Source organism: Halomonas kalidii (genome assembly GCF_030010475.1).
Lineage (GTDB): Bacteria > Pseudomonadota > Gammaproteobacteria > Pseudomonadales > Halomonadaceae > Halomonas > Halomonas heilongjiangensis.
The window spans coordinates 329045-344913 of sequence record NZ_JASCQN010000051.1 but is presented as its reverse complement, the minus strand read 5'-3'; the positions used below and the strand labels follow the sequence as shown (position 1 = coordinate 344913).

Sequence of the window (15869 nt, the reverse complement as noted above, 5' to 3'; positions counted from 1 at the left end):
CACTGTTGCAAAAAGAAAACCGTAATATTACTACCAATGTCTAAGCGCTCGGCGCACGGCCGGGCTCTCCCCCTCCCCGAGGCCGGCCTCCCGCCAACGGAAAAGGGGCGCGAGGAAGATTCCCTCGCGCCCCTTCGGGTGCCTCCGGTGCCAGGACGGGCTTTACTCGGCCACGACCACCACGCGCACGGTGGCGTCGACTTCGGCGTGCAGGTGCAGGTCGATGTCGTACTCGCCGGTCTGGCGGATCGGGCCTTCCGGCATGCGGACTTCGCTCTTGGCGACGTCGATGCCGGCGGAGGCAATGGCCTCGGCCAGATCACGCGGCCCGATGGAGCCGAACAGCTTGCCCTCGTCACCGGCCTTGGCCACCAGCGACAGCTCGATCTCGCTCAGCTGAGCGGCGCGGGCTTCGGCGACGGCCTTGCGCTCGGCGGCCTGGGCCTCGAGCTCGCTGCGCTGGGCCTCGAAGGCCTGCACATTGTCCTTGGTCGCCGGCACGGCCAGGCCGTAGGGCACCAGGTAGTTACGACCATAACCGGGCTTGACGGTGACCTTGTCACCCAGGCCGCCCAGCTTGCCAATCTTGTCGAGCAGAATGACTTCCATCTCGTTAACCTCTTGTCAGTCGCTTCTGGCCAGTCGTGCGCGGAAGTCCGCGAGCGAGTCGATGAAGGCCAGCAGCAGCACGATGAGAATCATGGGCCAGGTAGTGATCAGCAGCACATAGAAGGCTACCAGCCACAGCCCGTTCATTCCCTTCAATCCGATGAAACCGTGAACCAGCGCGATGCCCGACACCAGCAGTGGCACCCAGGAGAGCAGCCCCAACGCCGGGATCCCCAGCACCATGCCCACCACCCCGAGCGCCACCAGCAGAGCGAGCTCGCGGGGTGCCAGGCGCAGGGCATGGAACTCCCCGCGAAAGCCACCGGGGTTGTAGAGCCCGGCCTGCCAGCCGCGCGCCAGCGCCAGGCAGGCCACGGCGGCGAGCAGCACGATCATGCCGGTGACTCCGCTGATCAGCAGCGCTGCCAGTTGCTCGGTATCCAAGCCCTGAGCAGCGAGCTCGCGGAGCATGCCGTCGACCTCGGCCGACCCATGGCGCAGTTGCTCCAGCATGGGACCGGCCCCGCCGGGCGGCAGGAAGACCCCCAGCTGGATCATCGCCGCCCCGACCAGGGCGCCGGCGATCAATGCCTCGCTCCAGCGCATGCGCGACCGCAGTACCACCGCCATCAAGGTGACCAGCAGGATACTGGCCAGCGGGATGGCATCGCCCTGGGTCCACCACCAGCCTGCCGGGAGCGCCGCGGCGATGATCACCGGCAGCGCCGGCGACAGGCCGCGGCGCAGGGTCACCAGCGCCGCGATCGCGGCCCCCAGCCAGAACAGCCAGGGGATGAGTGACGCAACGGCGGCCCCGCCGACGGCGTGGGGCGTGCCCCGCATCATCCAGCGGGCGATCGGCAGCATCACGTCCGTTCTTACTGGTGGCTGTCGGTGTAGGGCAGCAGCGCCAGGTAGCGAGCCCGCTTGATGGCGGTGGACAGCTGGCGCTGATAACGGGCCTTGGTACCGGTGATGCGGCTGGGAACGATCTTGCCGGTCTCGGTGATATAGGCCTTGAGCGTGTCCAGGTCCTTGTAATCGATCTGCTTCACGCCTTCAGCGGTGAAGCGGCAGAACTTGCGACGACGGAAAAAGCGTGCCATGGAAAGACTCCTTCAAACGTGCGATGGGTGGGCTCAGGCGGTTTCGGCGCTGCGCGGCTTTTCGTCGCGACGGGCACGCTTCTCTTCCGCCGGCTTCATCATCGGCGAAGCCTCGGTGACAGCTTCCTTGCAACGCACCACCAGGCTGCGAATGATGGCATCGTTGAAGCGGAAGATGTTCTCGATCTCGTCGAGGGTCTCGCCGCGGCACTCGACGTTCATCAGCACGTAGTGAGCCTTGTGGATCTTGTTGATCGGGTAGGCCAGGTGGCGGCGGCCCCAATCCTCGAGGCGATGCACGGTACCGCCGTTCTCGGTGACGAGGCTGGTGTAGCGCTCGACCATCGCCGGTACCTGCTCGCTCTGGTCCGGATGGACCATGAACACGATCTCGTAGTGACGCATGGGATCTCCTTGCGGTTTGACAGCTTCCTCATCGAGGACCTCGGTCGCTCATGGGAAGCAAGGAGTGGTTGTCGAAGGTTCTCGACCACAGGGTGTCTTGGCTCAAAAAAGCCGACGCCCGCTCGGCAGACGAACGGGCGCAAGCATTCTAGTGAGGAGTGGCGCGGGATGCAAGCCGGCGCTGACGCACCGCCTCGAACAGACAGATCCCGGTGGCGACCGAGACGTTGAGGCTCGAGACACTGCCGGCCATGGGCAGCTTGACCAGGGTGTCGCAGGCCTCACGGGTCAGGCGGCGCATGCCCTTGCCCTCGGCCCCCATCACCAGGGCCACGGGGCCGGCGAAGTCGGCCTCGTACAGGCTCGCCTCGGCCTCGCCAGCGGTACCGGTGACCCAGACGCCGAGCTCCTTCAGTCTCGCCAGGGTCCGTGCCAGGTTGGTGACCTGGTAGACGGGAACGCCCTCGGCGGCCCCGCAGGCGACCTTGCGCACCGTGGCATTGAGCGGGGCGGCCTTGTCCTTGGGCACGATGACACCGTGCGCCCCGGCGGCATCGGCGCTGCGCAGACAGGCGCCGAAGTTGTGCACGTCGGTGATCCCGTCGAGGACCAGCAGCAGCGGCGGCGTGGCATCGGGCCAGGCCTCGAGACGCAGCCACAGCGAGGCCTCACCCTCGGCGGCGAGCGGCGCGGCGAAGGCGACGACCCCCTGGTGGGCAGCCCCCTGGGCCAGGCGATCGAGCTCGTCGCGGGGACGCGCCTGGATGCGTGTGCCTCCCTGGCGCGCCGCCTCGACCAGCTCGGCCAGGCGCTGGCCGGCATCGCCCTCCTGTACCCAGAGCTCGCGCGGCCGCTCGCCGCGGTCGAGCAGCGCGCGCACCGCATGCACGCCGAACACGGCCTCGAGCCCCCCGGGAGCCCCGGGGGAGCGATGGGATCCCTTCTTCACGTCGCGATGGCGCCCCTTGCGTCCCGTTGCCATCAGCCGCGCGTACGAGGCTTGGGCTTGCGTGCCCCGCGGCGACGCTGGCCGCCTTTGCCCCCCTGGTCATCGGGCTTGCCATTCCCGGCGGGTGACCGGGCGTCGGCGGCCGCGCCCTCACCGGCAGCACGCCGCTTGCGGGGCTGACGCTTCGGACGCGGCTTGTCGTCGGCCAGCTCGAAGTCGATCTTGCGATCGTTCATGTCGACCCGCGCGACCTGCACGGTGACGCCATCGCCGAGCCGGTAGCTCATGCCGCTGCGCTCGCCCTTGAGGCGGTGCTTCTCGGCCTCGTAGTGATAATAGTCGGAGGGCAGCGAGGTGACGTGGACCAGTCCCTCGACGTAGACCTCGTCGAGGCGCACGAAGATGCCGAACTGAGTCACCGAGGCGATGGTGCCATCGTAGACCTCACCCAGCTTGTCGGACATGAACTCGCACTTGAGCCAGTCCTCGACGTCGCGGGTGGCGTCGTCGGCGCGCCGCTCAGTCATCGAGCTGTGTTCGCCGAGTTCGAGCATCTGCTCGAAGGTGTAGGGGCACCACTTGCTGGGCGGCTCGACCTTGGCACCCTCGGCTCGCAGCACCGTATTGGTCTGGCGCGGGCCGCGGATCACCGAACGGATCGCCCGGTGCACCAGCAGGTCCGGGTAGCGACGGATCGGCGAGGTGAAGTGGGCGTAGGCCGGATAGGCCAGGCCGAAGTGCCCCTCGTTGTGGGGCGAATAGACCGCCTGGCTCATGGAACGCAGCATCACCGTCTGGATGATGTCGGCATCCGGGCGCCCCTTGATGGTCTCGGCCAGCGCCTGGTAGTCCTGCGGCGTCGGCTCGTCGCCCCCGCCCACCGACAGCCCCAGCTCGGCGAGAAACAGCCGCAGCTTGTCGAGGCGCTCCGGCGAGGGGCGCTCGTGGATGCGATAGAGCGCCGGCAGGTCGTGCTTGTCGAGGAAGCGGGCGGTGGCCACGTTGGCCGCCAGCATGCACTCCTCGATGATCTTGTGGGCGTCGTTGCGCGAGCGCGGCACGATCTTCTCGATCTTGCGCTCGTCGTTGAAGACGATCGCCGTCTCGGTGGTCTCGAAGTCGATGGCACCGCGTGCGACACGCGCCTCGCGCAGCAGCCGGTAGAGGGCATGCAGGTTCTGCAGTGACGGCACCAGTTCGCGATACTCCTCGCGCAGGGCCGCCCCCGCTTCGCCGTCATCGTCGAGGATGGCGGCGACCTTGTTGTAGGTCAGCCGCGCCTGGGAGCGGAACACCCCCTCGTAGAAACGGTAGCGGCTGATGGTGCCGGTCTGGGAGATGTTCATCTCGCAGACCAGCGCCAGGCGATCGACGTCGGGATTGAGCGAACAGAGCCCGTTGGAGAGCAGCTCCGGCAGCATCGGCACCACCTGTCCCGGGAAGTAGACCGAGTTGCCGCGGGTGATCGCCTCCTGGTCGAGAGCGCTGCCGGGGCGCACATAATGGGAGACGTCGGCAATGGCCACCAGCAGCTTCCAGCTGCCCGACTTGGTCTTCCAGGCGCAGACGGCATCGTCGAAGTCCTTGGCGGTCTCGTCGTCGATGGTCACCAGCGGGACATCGCGCAGGTCGATGCGGTGCTGCTTGTCGCCCTCGGCGACCTCGGCGGACATGCTGGCGATCTGGTCATGGACCTCCGGCGGGAACTCCGCGGGAATCTCGTAGCTGCGGATGGCGATATCGATCTCCATCCCCGGATCCATGCGCTCGCCGAGCACCTCGACCACCTCGCCCACCGGCTGCACCCGGGTCTCGGGCTGCTGGACGATCTTCGCCGAGATCACCTGGCCGTCCTTCGCCCCGCCGCAGGCGCTGTGGGGGATGATCACCTCCTGGGTGATGCGCGGGTTCTCGGGAATCAGCACCCCGAACTCCGGGGTGTTCTCTCGATAGACGCCGACGATGGTCTGGGTGTTGTGCGAGAGCACCTCGGCGATGGTCGCCTCGTCGCGACCACGGCGGTCACGTCCACTGATGCGCGCCAGCACGTAGTCACCGTGGAAGACCCGTCGCATCTGCCGGGGCGGCAGCACCAGGTCGGGCTTCTTGCCGTCCTCGCGCAGCAGGAAGCCGAAGCCGTCGCGGTGCCCCAGCACCTTGCCCTTGACCAGGTCGAGCTTGTCGATCAGCGCGTAGGCCCCTCGGCGGTTACGCAGCACCTGGCCGTCGCGCTCCATCGCCGCCAGCCGCCGTCGCACCGCCTCCTGAAGGTCCTCGTCGTCGAGGCCCAGCAGGCGGCTCATGTTCTCGTGGGTGATCGGCTTGCCGTACTCCTCCAGCCGGGCGAGCAGATACTGGCGGCTGGGGGCGGGGTTGTCGTACTTGTGGGCCTCGCGGCTGGCGTGGGGGTCGTCGCTGAGCGTCCAGTGGGTCATGCAGAAGGCATCCTTGACAGCATCGGGAGCAGCGTCCTCGAGAAGGCGCTGGAGAAGCGCCGCGGGCATGAGGTCTTGCGATTGAGGTCTATTGTCATGGCCGCAGTATAGCGCCGCCGGCGACACGACCCAACCTCGGCCGCACATTCGCGCCCGTCCCGGCTGCCTGTATTTCGTCGGCGGCGGTCCTGGCGCTATTGCATTGGCCGAGAAATCCGGTACCATACGCCTCGCCTGCCCAGATGGCGGAATTGGTAGACGCGCTAGCTTCAGGTGCTAGTGTCCTTACGGACGTGGAGGTTCAAGTCCTCTTCTGGGCACCATCGATACCCTGCGGGGTATCCGGGAGTTCGCTCCCAGGCTCTTTGTCAGCTCGAGACGCTCGTGTTCGCCCAGGTGGCGGAATTGGTAGACGCGCTAGCTTCAGGTGCTAGTGTCCTTACGGACGTGGAGGTTCAAGTCCTCTCCTGGGCACCATCACCCGATGCGCCGATAGGCGTACAGTGATGGCCGCGAACACGACGTGATGCATGATGCGCCCAGGTGGCGGAATTGGTAGACGCGCTAGCTTCAGGTGCTAGTATCCTTACGGATGTGGAGGTTCAAGTCCTCTCCTGGGCACCACTTCTTCAGTGCCCGCGTCGTGCAGAGCAGCGAAGTCGCATCCCTAGCGGATGCCATGAGATGCAACGAAGAGAACCGCGACCCGATCGCGGTTTTTTTGTGCCCGCTCCCCGGGCGCTTGCCGGCAGACACTCACTGGAACCTGCCCGGCAACCTCGCCACCTCGTCGAGCCCCCACCCCTCGGTCACCACCTCGCCCTCCAGTGCGTCGGCGGCCTCTTCGGACAAACGGGGAAAGAAGTTCAGCCCGGTGCGCGCCTCCACCTCGTCGATACTCACCAGATAGTCGTCGAGCGGCTCATTGCCGCCCACCTCCTGGGGCATGATGAAGGCCAGCGCCCTGGGCGACTCGGCCGGCACCACGATGATCTTGTAGAAGGCCTCGGGAATCTCCACCAGCCCCGCCCGGTTGAAGACGTTGTCGAGAAAGCGCTCGGGAAACACCGGCCCGGTGATCACCTGCACCACCCCGAAGCGCGGCACGAAGTGATCGATCACCACCTCCTCGAGGCGTTGCCACAGGCGACGGTTGAGGTCCGGGCGCTGGGGCGACATGTTGCTCATGTAGAAGGTGTCACGCTGCGCCTCGCGGCCATGCACCACGGCGATGGCATAGTTCGGCGCCAGGTGGCCTCGATCGTAGCCGCTGCCGAAATAGCTGTCGGTGGTGATGGGCCAGAGGGCGCGCCAGTCGCCCCGGAAGTCGGGACGCGATCCGGCCCGCGGTTCCTCCACCGCATGCAGCAGATAGCTGACCCACAGCGGGTTGACCCGCACGTCGGACCAGCCGACCAGGAAGCCCTCGTTGCGCAGCACGCGATGCAGGGTCAATGGCGAGGGAGTCTCCCAGCTCGGCACCCCCATCCAACTGAGCCGGTCGCGGTAGTCACGCTCCTGGGCATACCAGAGGCCGCTGCCGACCACCACGAACAGCAGGCTGATGCCAAAGCGACGCACCTGGCGGCGCCAGCGGGAACGAACGGGAATTCGGCGGCGAGTCATCCTTGAGCGTGTCGCATCCAGTCGGTGAGCGTCGGGCGCGCGCCCCGACATCACACCGGGGAGCGGGAGTGCATGACAACGGAGACTACCAGCCCAGCGAGAACATGGTCTCCAGATCGTGGCGCGAGTGCACCTGCATGGCATTGAGGGTCTCGGTATCGCGGATCCCCTCGACGGCATTGAGGCGCTCGGTGACCAGCTCGGCGAGGCTCTCGAAATCACGGGTACGGGCGATCGCCACCAGGTCATAGCGGCCACAGGTGGAATAGACCTCGCTGATCCCCTCGACATCGGCCAGCCGCTCGGCCACCGACTTGACCTGCCCCTTCTCGGTGTTGATCAGAATCACGGCATTCTGCATCGGGCACTCCCCTGCTCAAGAATGGCTTTCCCGACGACCGGGACGCCGCCGGAACTGGCGCGAGTATAGCAGGGCGGCACAGCGGGCAGCACCCACCCTCTCACGCCACCCCCTCCAGGGTCAGCAACCGGCGCTTGAGGGCCGGCCCGCCGCTATAGCCACCGAGCCCGTCGGCGGCCACCACCCGGTGACACGGGATCAGCAGTGGCAGCGGGTTGGCGCCACTGGCCGCCCCGATGGCGCGCGCCGCCCCCTCGCGACCGAGTCGTCGGGCCAGGTCGCCGTAGGTGCGGGTCTCGCCGTAGGGAATGCGCAGCAGCGCCGCCCAGACCTGGCGCTGGAACTCGCTGCCGCCCGGCGCCAGGGTCAGGCTGAAGTGGCGACGCCGGCCAGCCAGATAGGCCAGCAGCTGTTCGCGTGCCTCCATGAGGGCGGCATCGCCGCAGTCTGCCTCCGCCGGATCGGGGGTCTCCTCGGCGGCCAGCACCAGCCGGTGCAGGCCGTCGTCATCACCGCACAGCAGGATCTCGCCGAGCGGGGAGTCAAAGCGGGTAAAGATCATGGCGGCTCCTCCGAATGGGCAGTGGCGCGACCGAGTGCCGCACTGACCCGGCTCGGTTCGCGTCGCGTCTGGCACTCCCCTACCATAGAACAGTCGAACTCCGGCGTGCAGTTTCTGTCGGAGCTAGGGGTAACCAATACCCGCAACAGAGGTGGCCAACCACCCGCAAGGACACGGGCAGCGCCAAGCCGCCCGATCGTGACGACCCTCTACCGTGATGACAAGGAGATACCATGGCCAAGCATAGCCGCCGTGATTTCATGCGCCACAGCCTGCTGGGTATAGCCGCCCTGCCGCTGGGTGCCGGAATCCTGTCCAGATCCGCCTTCGCCCAGGACCTGCCGCGTCTCGACCCCGCCTCCGATCAGGCCCAGGCCCTGAACTACGTAGAGGACGCCAGCGAAGCCAGCGATCACCCGGCCTACGAGGAGGGCGAGACCTGCGACAACTGCATGTTCTTCCAGGCCGACAACGAGGGCTGCCAACTGTTCCCGCAGAACAGCGTCGAACCCGGCGGCTGGTGTCAATCCTGGACCGCCCAGGGCTGATCCCCCGCAGGGCGCCGCCCTGCCTGCCGAGACGAGACCCGCGCCAGGAGCGCGGGTCTCGTCGTTCCCGACGCCGGATTCTGGCGGCGTCTACTCCTGACGCGCCTCGTCGGGCAAGGGCCACTGGTAGCGACGGACCACTTCATCGCCCTCCACCGACTCAAGCTTCACCGGAAAGCCCCACAGCTGGTGCAGGTGGCGGATCACCGGATAGACGCTGCGGGCCAGCGGCCGGCGGCTATCCTGGACATGGCGCAGGGTCAGCGAGCGGTCGCCACGGATATCCGCCGAATAGATCTGGATGTTGGGTTCACGCACCGAGAGCGCATACTGGGTGGCCAGGGAGTCGCGAATCCGTCGATAGCCCCGCTCGTCATGGATCGCCGCCACCTCCAGCATCTCCTCCTGATCGTCGTCCACCACCATGAACAGCTTGAGGTCACGAATCACCTTGGGCGACAGGAACTGCTGGATGAAGGACTCGTCCTTGAAGTTGCGCATGGCGAAATCCAGGGTCTCGCGCCAGTCACTGCCCGCCGTGTCGGGGAACCACTCGCGATCCTCGGCGGTAGGGGCCTCGCAGAGTCGCTTGAGGTCGGAGAAGATGGCAAAGCCCAGCGCGTAGGGATTGATGCCGCCATAGTAGGGGCTGTCGAAGGCAGGCTGACTGACCACCGCGGTATGGGACTGCAGGAACTCCAGGATCAGCCCCTCATCCACCAGGCCCTCTTCATAGAGCCGGTTCATCAGGGTGTAGTGCCAGAAGGTCGCCCAGCCCTCGTTCATCACCTGGGTCTGGCGCTGGGGATAGAAGTACTGGGCCAGCTTGCGCACGATGCGTACCACCTCCCGCTGCCATGGCGCCAGCAGCGGGGCATTCTTCTCGATGAAGTAGAGCAGGTTCTCCTGGGGCTCGGCAGGATACCGCCCCCCCTCATGCAGCCCCAGGGGGTCATCCTCCTCATCGGCACCGCCGGCCAGCGCCTCGGGCATCTCCCGTCCGGGGATGGTCCGCCACAGGGTATTGACCTGGGCCTGCAGGTACTCCTCGCGCTCCTTCTGTCGCTGCGCCTCCTCGGCGGCGGAGATCGGCGAAGGACGCTTGTAGCGATCGACCCCGTAGTTCTGCAGCGCATGGCAGGCATCGAGCAACTGCTCGACCGCGGTCACCCCGTGGCGCTCCTCGCACTCGGCGATGTATTTCCGGGCGAATACCAGGTAGTCGATGATCGAGGAGGCGTCGGTCCAGGTGCGGAACAGGTAGTTGCCCTTGAAGAAGGAGTTGTGGCCGTAGCAGGCGTGGGCCATCACCAGCACCTGCATCATCAGGGTGTTCTCCTCCATCAGGTAGGCGATGCAGGGGTCGGAATTGATCACCAGTTCGTAGGCCAGCCCCATCTGGCCACGCCGGTAGGCCTGCTCAACCGCCAGGAACTGCTTGCCGAACGACCAGTGGTGATAGCCCACCGGCATGCCCACGCTGGCATAGGCATCCATCATCTGCTCGGTGGTGATGATCTCGATCTGGTTGGGATAGGTGTCGAGCCGGTACTCGTCGGCCAGTCGTGCGATCTCGTGCTCGAAATCGGTCAGGATCTCGAAGCTCCAGTCGGAGCCGGTGGCGATCGGCTTGCGTCGGGTCAGGGTCATGGTGCCTCCTTGGCCGTCTCACTGAACGACACGGCGCCGAAACAGCTCGCGGAACACCGGGTAGATGTCGCCGGCCTCGACGATCTGCCGCATGGCGAAACGCTCGGGGAACTCGTCGGCCACGCTCTCGTACTCCTCCCATAACGCCTGATGGGCGTGGGGAGTGATCTCCACGTAAGTGAAGTACTGCAGCCGCGGCATCAGGGTCTTCATCAGCAGGTCACGGCAGGTGACCGAGTCGTCGTCCCAGTTGTCACCGTCCGAGGCCTGGGCCACGTAGAGGTTCCACTGCCCGGGGGGGTAGCGCTTGGCAATGATCTCGTCGACCAGGGTCAGGGCACTGGAGACGATGGTGCCGCCGGTCTCCCGGGAATAGAAGAACTCCTCCTCGTCGACCTCCTTGGCGGCGGTATGGTGGCGCACGAAGACCAGCTCGACCTTCTCGTAGTTGCGCTCGAGAAACAGGTAGAGCAGCAGGAAGAAACGCTTGGCGATGTCCTTGTGGGCCTGGGTCATGGAACCCGAGACGTCCATCACACAGAACATGACCGCCTTGCTCGAGGGCTGCGGCTGATTGATCAGGTTGTTGTAGCGCAGGTCGTAGGTATCGATGAAGGGCACCGACTCCAGGCGCTTCTCGAGGCGCTCGATCTCGGTCTTGAGTTCATTGATCCGCGCCGGGTTGCGCAGCACCGGATCCTTGGACTCCTCCTCTTCCAGCGCCTCCCGGGCTTCGCGCAGGGCACGCCGAATGGGCGCCCGCATGGCGATGCGCCGGGCATACGCCTCGCGCATGGAGCGCACGATATTGATCCTCGCAGGAACGCCATCGCGTGACACGCCCGCCCGTACCGGCCGCACCTCGTCGAGATCCACCAGGGACTTGCGCTCCAGATGCGGCAGTTCGAGGCCGTCGAAGACGAAGTCGAGGAACTCCTCGCGCGAGAGGGTAAAGGCGAACTCGTCCATGCCCTCGCCCTGGTTCGAGGCGCCCCCCTCGCCGGCGCCGCCGCCTCCACCGCCCCCGCCGGGACGGCGCAGCCGGTCACCCTCGACGAACTCCTTGTTCCCGGGCGTGACGATGGTGCGCTTGCCCCCCGGGCCGTGCTGGAACACCGGCTCGGAGATGTCCCGGGCGGGAATCGATACCTTCTCGCCACGCTCCATGTCGGTGATCGAGCGGCGGTTCACCGCCTCCTCCACCGAGCGCTTGATATGGGTACGATAGCGATCGAGGAAGCGCTGTCGGTTGACCGCGCTCTTGTGCTTGGCATTGGCACGGCGATCGATGAAATAGGTCATGTGACCTCCCGGCTTGTGGCCGTCACCTCGTCATTGCGACTTGCGCACCCGCAGGTACCACTCGGAGAGCAGGCGCACCTGCTTCTCGGTGTAACCGCGGTCGACCATCCGCGCCACGAAATCCTCGTGCTTCTTCTGATCCGCTGTCGAGGCCTTGGCGTTGAAGGAGATCACCGGCAGCAGTTCCTCGGTATTGGCGAACATCTTCTGCTCGATCACCCCCTTGAGCTTCTCGTAGGACTGCCAGCTGGGGTTCATGCCGTTGTTCTGGGCGCGCGCCCGCAGCACGAAGTTCACCACCTCGTGGCGGAAGTCCTTGGGATTGGAGATGCCGGCCGGCTTTTCGATCTTCTCCAACTCCTCGTTGAGGGACTGGCGGTTGAGGAACTCGCCGGTCTCGGGATCGCGGTACTCCTGATCCTGGATCCAGAAGTCGGCATAGGTGACGTAGCGATCGAAGATGTTCTGGCCGTACTCGGAGTAGGACTCCAGGTAGGCAGTCTGGATCTCCTTGCCGATGAAGTCCACATAGCGCGGCGCCAGGAACTCCTTGATGAAGCGCAGGTAGCGCTCGAAGGTCTCCTTGGGCAACTGCTCCTGCTCCAGGCGCTGCTCGAGGACGTAGAGCAGGTGCACCGGGTTCGCGGCGATCTCGTGGTTGTCGAAGTTGAACACCTTGGAGAGGATCTTGAAGGCGAAGCGCGTCGACAGGCCGTCCATGCCCTCATCGACCCCGGCGGCGTCGCGGTACTCCTGGATCGACTTGGCCTTGGGATCGGTGTCCTTGAGGTTCTCGCCGTCGTAGACGCGCATCTTGGAGTAGATGCTGGAGTTCTCCGGCTCCTTGAGCCTCGACAGCACCGAGAACTGCGCCAGCATGCGCAGCGTGTCAGGCGCGCAGGGCGCCTCGGCCAGCGAGGAGTGCTCGAGGAGCTTCCTGTAGATGTTGATCTCCTCGGTGACCCGCAGGCAGTAGGGCACCTTGACGATGTACACCCGGTCGAGGAAGGCCTCGTTGTTGCGGTTGTTGCGGAAGGCCTGCCACTCGCTCTCGTTGGAGTGGGCCAGCACGATACCCTCGAAGGGGATCGCCCCCATGCCCTCGGTGGGGTTGTAGTTGCCCTCCTGGGTAGCGGTGAGCAGCGGATGCAGCACCTTGATCGGCGCCTTGAACATCTCGATGAACTCCATCAGCCCCTGGTTGGCCTTGCACAAGCCGCCGGAGAAGCTGTAGGCATCCGGGTCGTCCTGGGAATGGAGCTCGAGCTGGCGGATGTCCACCTTGCCGACCAGCGAGGAGATGTCCTGGTTGTTCTCGTCACCCGGCTCGGTCTTGGAGATGGCGATCTGGTTGAGGCGCGAGGGGTAGAGGCGCACCACCCGGAACTGGGAGATGTCACCGCCGTACTCCTTGAGGCGCTTGGCCGCCCAGGGCGACATCACGCTCTTGAGGTAGCGCGGCGGGATGCCGTACTCCTTCTCGAGCAGCTCACCATCCTCCTCCGGCGAGAACAGTCCCAGCGGCGACTCATAGACCGGCGAACCCTTGATGGCATAGAAAGGCACCTTCTCCATCAGCAGCTTGAGCCTCTCGGCCAACGACGACTTGCCGCCCCCCACCGGCCCCAGCAGGTAGAGGATCTGCTTGCGCTCCTCCAGCCCCTGGGCGGCGTGGCGGAAGTAGGCCACGATCTGCTCGATGGCCTCCTCCATGCCGTAGAACTCGGAAAACGCCGGATAGCGGCGGATCACCTTGTTGGAGAAGATCCTCGAGAGCCGCGAATCCTTGGCGGTGTCGATCACCTCTGGCTCGCCGATGGCCTCCAGCATCCGTTCCGCCGCACTGGCATAGGCCACAGGCTCCTGGCGACAGAGTTCCAGATACTCCTGCAGGGACAGCTCTTCCTGCTGGACACGAGAGAAGCGATTCTGCACATGATCGAAGATACTCATCGATGCCTCCTGTATGCCCGGTTCCCCGGCCGCTCGATTGGGTGAGCCCGCCGGAGTGGGTATCCATCAGCGTAGACACCATCAGCGGATAACGGTTTGCCGATCAAATCAACGCACGGAGCCCTATCCCTTATGAACCCGGCAGAAGTGCCCGGTTCGCGAAAGAAATGTGCAGTTTTAAACGTTGAGAGAACGCTACCCGCCGGCAGGCCTCGGCGGGCAGTGCAGAGGATAGGCGATCAGGCCCGAGGTAGTCCGACGATGATCACAACCGGGCCGCCAGCCGTGTCCCCTGATCGATGGCACGCTTGGCATCGAGTTCGGCAGCCTCATCGGCACCACCGATCACGTGCGCCTCCACCCCCGCCGCCTGCAACGGGTCGACCAGCTCTCGCACCGACTCCTGGCCGGCACAGACCACGATGCTGTCCACCTCGAGACACCGTGGCTCGCCATCGATGCGGATGTGCAACCCCTCGTCGTCGATGCCGACGTACTCGCAGCCGGCCAGCGCCTCGACACCACGGTGGCGCAGCGACGCCCGGTGCACCCAGCCGGTGGACTTGCCGAGCCCCTTGCCGGGCTTGGAGGCCTTGCGCTGCAGCAGGATGACCTGGCGTGGTGTCTCGGGCCGGCTCGGCGCCTTGAGCCCGCCACGGCTACCCACCGCCAGGTCCACCCCCCACTCGTCGCACCAGGCATCGCGGTCGAGCGCGGGATGGCCCACATGGGTCAGCAGCTCCGCCACGTCGAAACCGATGCCCCCGGCACCGATGACCGCCACCCGCCGTCCGACCCGCTCCGGGTGGGTGATCGCCACGGGGTAGCTCATCACCCTGGGGTGGTCGATGCCCGGCAACTCGAGGCGCCGCGGGCGCACGCCGGTGGCCAGCACCACCACATCGAACTCACGCAGGGCATAGAGATCCGCCTCGCTGTTCAGGCGCACCCGCACACCGTGCTTCTCCAGCATTACCTTATAATAGCGCAGGGTCTCGTCGAACTCCTCCTTGCCGGGGATGCGGCGCGCATGGTTGAACTGGCCGCCCAGCTCGGCGTCGCGCTCGAACAGGGTGACCCGGTGGCCGCGGCTCGCCGCGGTGACCGCCGTGGCCAGGCCCGCCGGCCCCCCACCCACCACGGCGATCTCCCTCGGCGACTCGGCCGGCGAGATGACCAGCTCGGTCTCGTGGCAGGCCCGTGGATTGACCAGGCAGGAGGAGATCCGGCCCTGGAAGGTGTGATCCAGGCAGGCCTGGTTGCAGGCGATGCAGGTATTGATCTCTTCGGCGCGCCCGGCGGCGGCCTTGGTCAGCCAGGCCGGGTCGGCGAGGAAGGGCCGCGCCATGGAGACCATGTCGGCATGCCCCTCGGCCAGCACCCGCTCGGCTACCTCCGGCATGTTGATGCGGTTGGTGGTGATCAGCGGAATCGACAGCTCGGCCTTCATGCGCCGGGTCACCTCGGTGAAGGCGGCCCGGGGCACGCTGGTGACGATGGTCGGCACCCGCGCCTCGTGCCAGCCGATGCCGGTGTTGATCAGGTCGGCGCCGGCGGCCTCGATGGCACGCCCCAGGGCGACGACCTCGTCGAAGGTGCTGCCCTCCTCCACCAGGTCGAGCATCGACAGGCGAAAGATGATCAGGAAGTCGTCCCCCATCGCCGCACGCAGGCGGCGCACGATCTCGACCGGAAAGCGGATGCGGTTCGCGAAACCGCCACCCCAATCGTCGTCGCGATGGTTGGTGCGCGGGCAGACGAACTGGTTGATCAGATAGCCTTCGGAGCCCATCACCTCGACCCCGTCGTAACCGGCCTCGCGGGCCAGGGTGGCGCAGCGCACATAGTCGTCGATCTGGGCCTCGACCTCCGCGGAGGAGAGCGCCCGGGGCATGAAGGGGTTGATCGGCGCCTGGATCGCCGAGGGGGCCACCAGCTTCGGGGTATAGGCATAGCGGCCGGCATGCAGGATCTGCAGGCAGAGCCGTCCACCCTCTCGGTGCACGGCCTCCACCACCTCGCGGTGCTCCGCCACCTGCTCGGGGTGCTGCAGGGTCGACGCTCCCTCGAAGACCGCCCCCTCGGGATTGGGCGCGATGCCGCCGGTGACGATCAGGCCGACGCCCTCCCGGGCGCGCTCGGCATAGAAGGCCGCCAACCGCGCGAAGCCGCCAGGCGCCTCCTCGAGGTTGGTGTGCATGGAGCCCATCAGCACCCGATTGGGCAGCGTCAGGTGGCCGACCTCGAGCGGTCGGAACAGGTAGGGGTAGGATGTCACGGTCTCGGGCCTCGCTTGCGGCAAGATTCAAACAACTGTATGACTGTCGCCATCAGAGTGCAACGACAGCGCCCAACAGACAATC

Annotated in this window: 14 protein-coding genes and 3 tRNA genes; 4 read left to right on the top strand and 13 right to left on the bottom strand. The window is 66.0% G+C overall.

Going from position 1 to position 15869, the window contains the following annotated elements; translation table 11 throughout:
- Positions 1-162: 162 nt before the first annotated feature.
- The 6 genes from rplI to rnr all read right to left on the bottom strand — a co-directional run bounded on the left by rplI (position 163) and on the right by rnr (position 5504).
- Positions 163-609 (bottom strand): 50S ribosomal protein L9, encoded by a 447-nt coding sequence (rplI, locus tag QLQ85_RS18200; RefSeq protein WP_102627368.1) that lies wholly within the window; start codon positions 607-609, stop codon positions 163-165.
- 15 nt (positions 610-624) lie between these two features.
- A complete protein-coding gene (locus QLQ85_RS18195; RefSeq protein ID WP_282740287.1) occupies positions 625-1476 on the bottom strand; it encodes a YybS family protein in 852 nt (283 codons plus the stop codon).
- An 11-nt stretch (positions 1477-1487) separates the two neighbouring features.
- Entirely contained in the window at positions 1488-1715 is a 228-nt protein-coding gene (gene rpsR / locus QLQ85_RS18190; RefSeq protein ID WP_016853668.1) for a 30S ribosomal protein S18, read from the bottom strand.
- A 33-nt stretch (positions 1716-1748) separates the two neighbouring features.
- Positions 1749-2120: a 30S ribosomal protein S6 gene (rpsF, locus tag QLQ85_RS18185; protein WP_102627370.1), complete on the bottom strand. Its 372-nt coding sequence runs from the start codon at positions 2118-2120 to the stop codon at positions 1749-1751.
- A 148-nt stretch (positions 2121-2268) separates the two neighbouring features.
- Positions 2269-3102 (bottom strand): 23S rRNA (guanosine(2251)-2'-O)-methyltransferase RlmB, encoded by an 834-nt coding sequence (gene rlmB, locus QLQ85_RS18180; protein WP_282740286.1) that lies wholly within the window; start codon positions 3100-3102, stop codon positions 2269-2271.
- Positions 3102-5504: a ribonuclease R gene (gene rnr / locus QLQ85_RS18175; RefSeq protein ID WP_282740285.1), complete on the bottom strand. Its 2403-nt coding sequence runs from the start codon at positions 5502-5504 to the stop codon at positions 3102-3104. The genes rlmB and rnr overlap by 1 nt, the downstream gene beginning before the upstream one ends.
- 236 nt (positions 5505-5740) lie before the next feature.
- On the opposite strand from rnr, the gene QLQ85_RS18170 reads away from it, so the two are divergent.
- The 3 genes from QLQ85_RS18170 to QLQ85_RS18160 all read left to right on the top strand — a co-directional run bounded on the left by QLQ85_RS18170 (position 5741) and on the right by QLQ85_RS18160 (position 6128).
- Positions 5741-5827: transfer RNA gene (locus QLQ85_RS18170), tRNA-Leu, on the top strand.
- A gap of 67 nt (positions 5828-5894) precedes the next feature.
- Positions 5895-5981: transfer RNA gene (locus tag QLQ85_RS18165), tRNA-Leu, on the top strand.
- Between the two features lie 60 nt (positions 5982-6041).
- A tRNA-Leu gene (locus tag QLQ85_RS18160) sits at positions 6042-6128 on the top strand.
- 132 nt (positions 6129-6260) lie between these two features.
- On the opposite strand, the gene QLQ85_RS18155 is transcribed toward QLQ85_RS18160, so the two are convergent.
- The 3 genes from QLQ85_RS18155 to QLQ85_RS18145 form a co-directional block, all read right to left on the bottom strand.
- Entirely contained in the window at positions 6261-7130 is an 870-nt protein-coding gene (locus QLQ85_RS18155) for a DNA/RNA non-specific endonuclease (RefSeq protein WP_282722990.1), read from the bottom strand.
- Positions 7131-7215: 85 nt separating this feature from the next.
- On the bottom strand, positions 7216-7491 hold the full coding sequence (locus QLQ85_RS18150) for an Lrp/AsnC family transcriptional regulator (RefSeq protein ID WP_102627374.1): 276 nt from the start codon (positions 7489-7491) through the stop codon (positions 7216-7218).
- A gap of 100 nt (positions 7492-7591) precedes the next feature.
- Positions 7592-8053, bottom strand: a complete 462-nt coding sequence (locus tag QLQ85_RS18145; RefSeq protein WP_282740284.1) for a methylated-DNA--[protein]-cysteine S-methyltransferase — start codon at positions 8051-8053, stop codon at positions 7592-7594.
- A 233-nt stretch (positions 8054-8286) separates the two neighbouring features.
- Between QLQ85_RS18145 and QLQ85_RS18140 the strand changes: the two genes are divergently transcribed.
- Positions 8287-8601: a high-potential iron-sulfur protein gene (locus tag QLQ85_RS18140; protein ID WP_282722992.1), complete on the top strand. Its 315-nt coding sequence runs from the start codon at positions 8287-8289 to the stop codon at positions 8599-8601.
- Positions 8602-8691: 90 nt separating this feature from the next.
- Here QLQ85_RS18140 and QLQ85_RS18135 read toward each other — a convergent pair whose 3' ends face one another.
- The 4 genes from QLQ85_RS18135 to QLQ85_RS18120 all read right to left on the bottom strand — a co-directional run bounded on the left by QLQ85_RS18135 (position 8692) and on the right by QLQ85_RS18120 (position 15784).
- Positions 8692-10251, bottom strand: coding sequence for a SpoVR family protein (locus QLQ85_RS18135; protein ID WP_282740283.1), 1560 nt, complete (start codon positions 10249-10251; stop codon positions 8692-8694).
- An 18-nt stretch (positions 10252-10269) separates the two neighbouring features.
- Entirely contained in the window at positions 10270-11553 is a 1284-nt protein-coding gene (locus tag QLQ85_RS18130; protein WP_282740282.1) for a YeaH/YhbH family protein, read from the bottom strand.
- Positions 11554-11583: 30 nt separating this feature from the next.
- A complete protein-coding gene (locus tag QLQ85_RS18125) occupies positions 11584-13506 on the bottom strand; it encodes a PrkA family serine protein kinase (protein WP_282722995.1) in 1923 nt (640 codons plus the stop codon).
- Between the two features lie 265 nt (positions 13507-13771).
- Entirely contained in the window at positions 13772-15784 is a 2013-nt protein-coding gene (locus QLQ85_RS18120; protein ID WP_282740281.1) for an NADPH-dependent 2,4-dienoyl-CoA reductase, read from the bottom strand.
- Positions 15785-15869 lie beyond the last annotated feature (85 nt).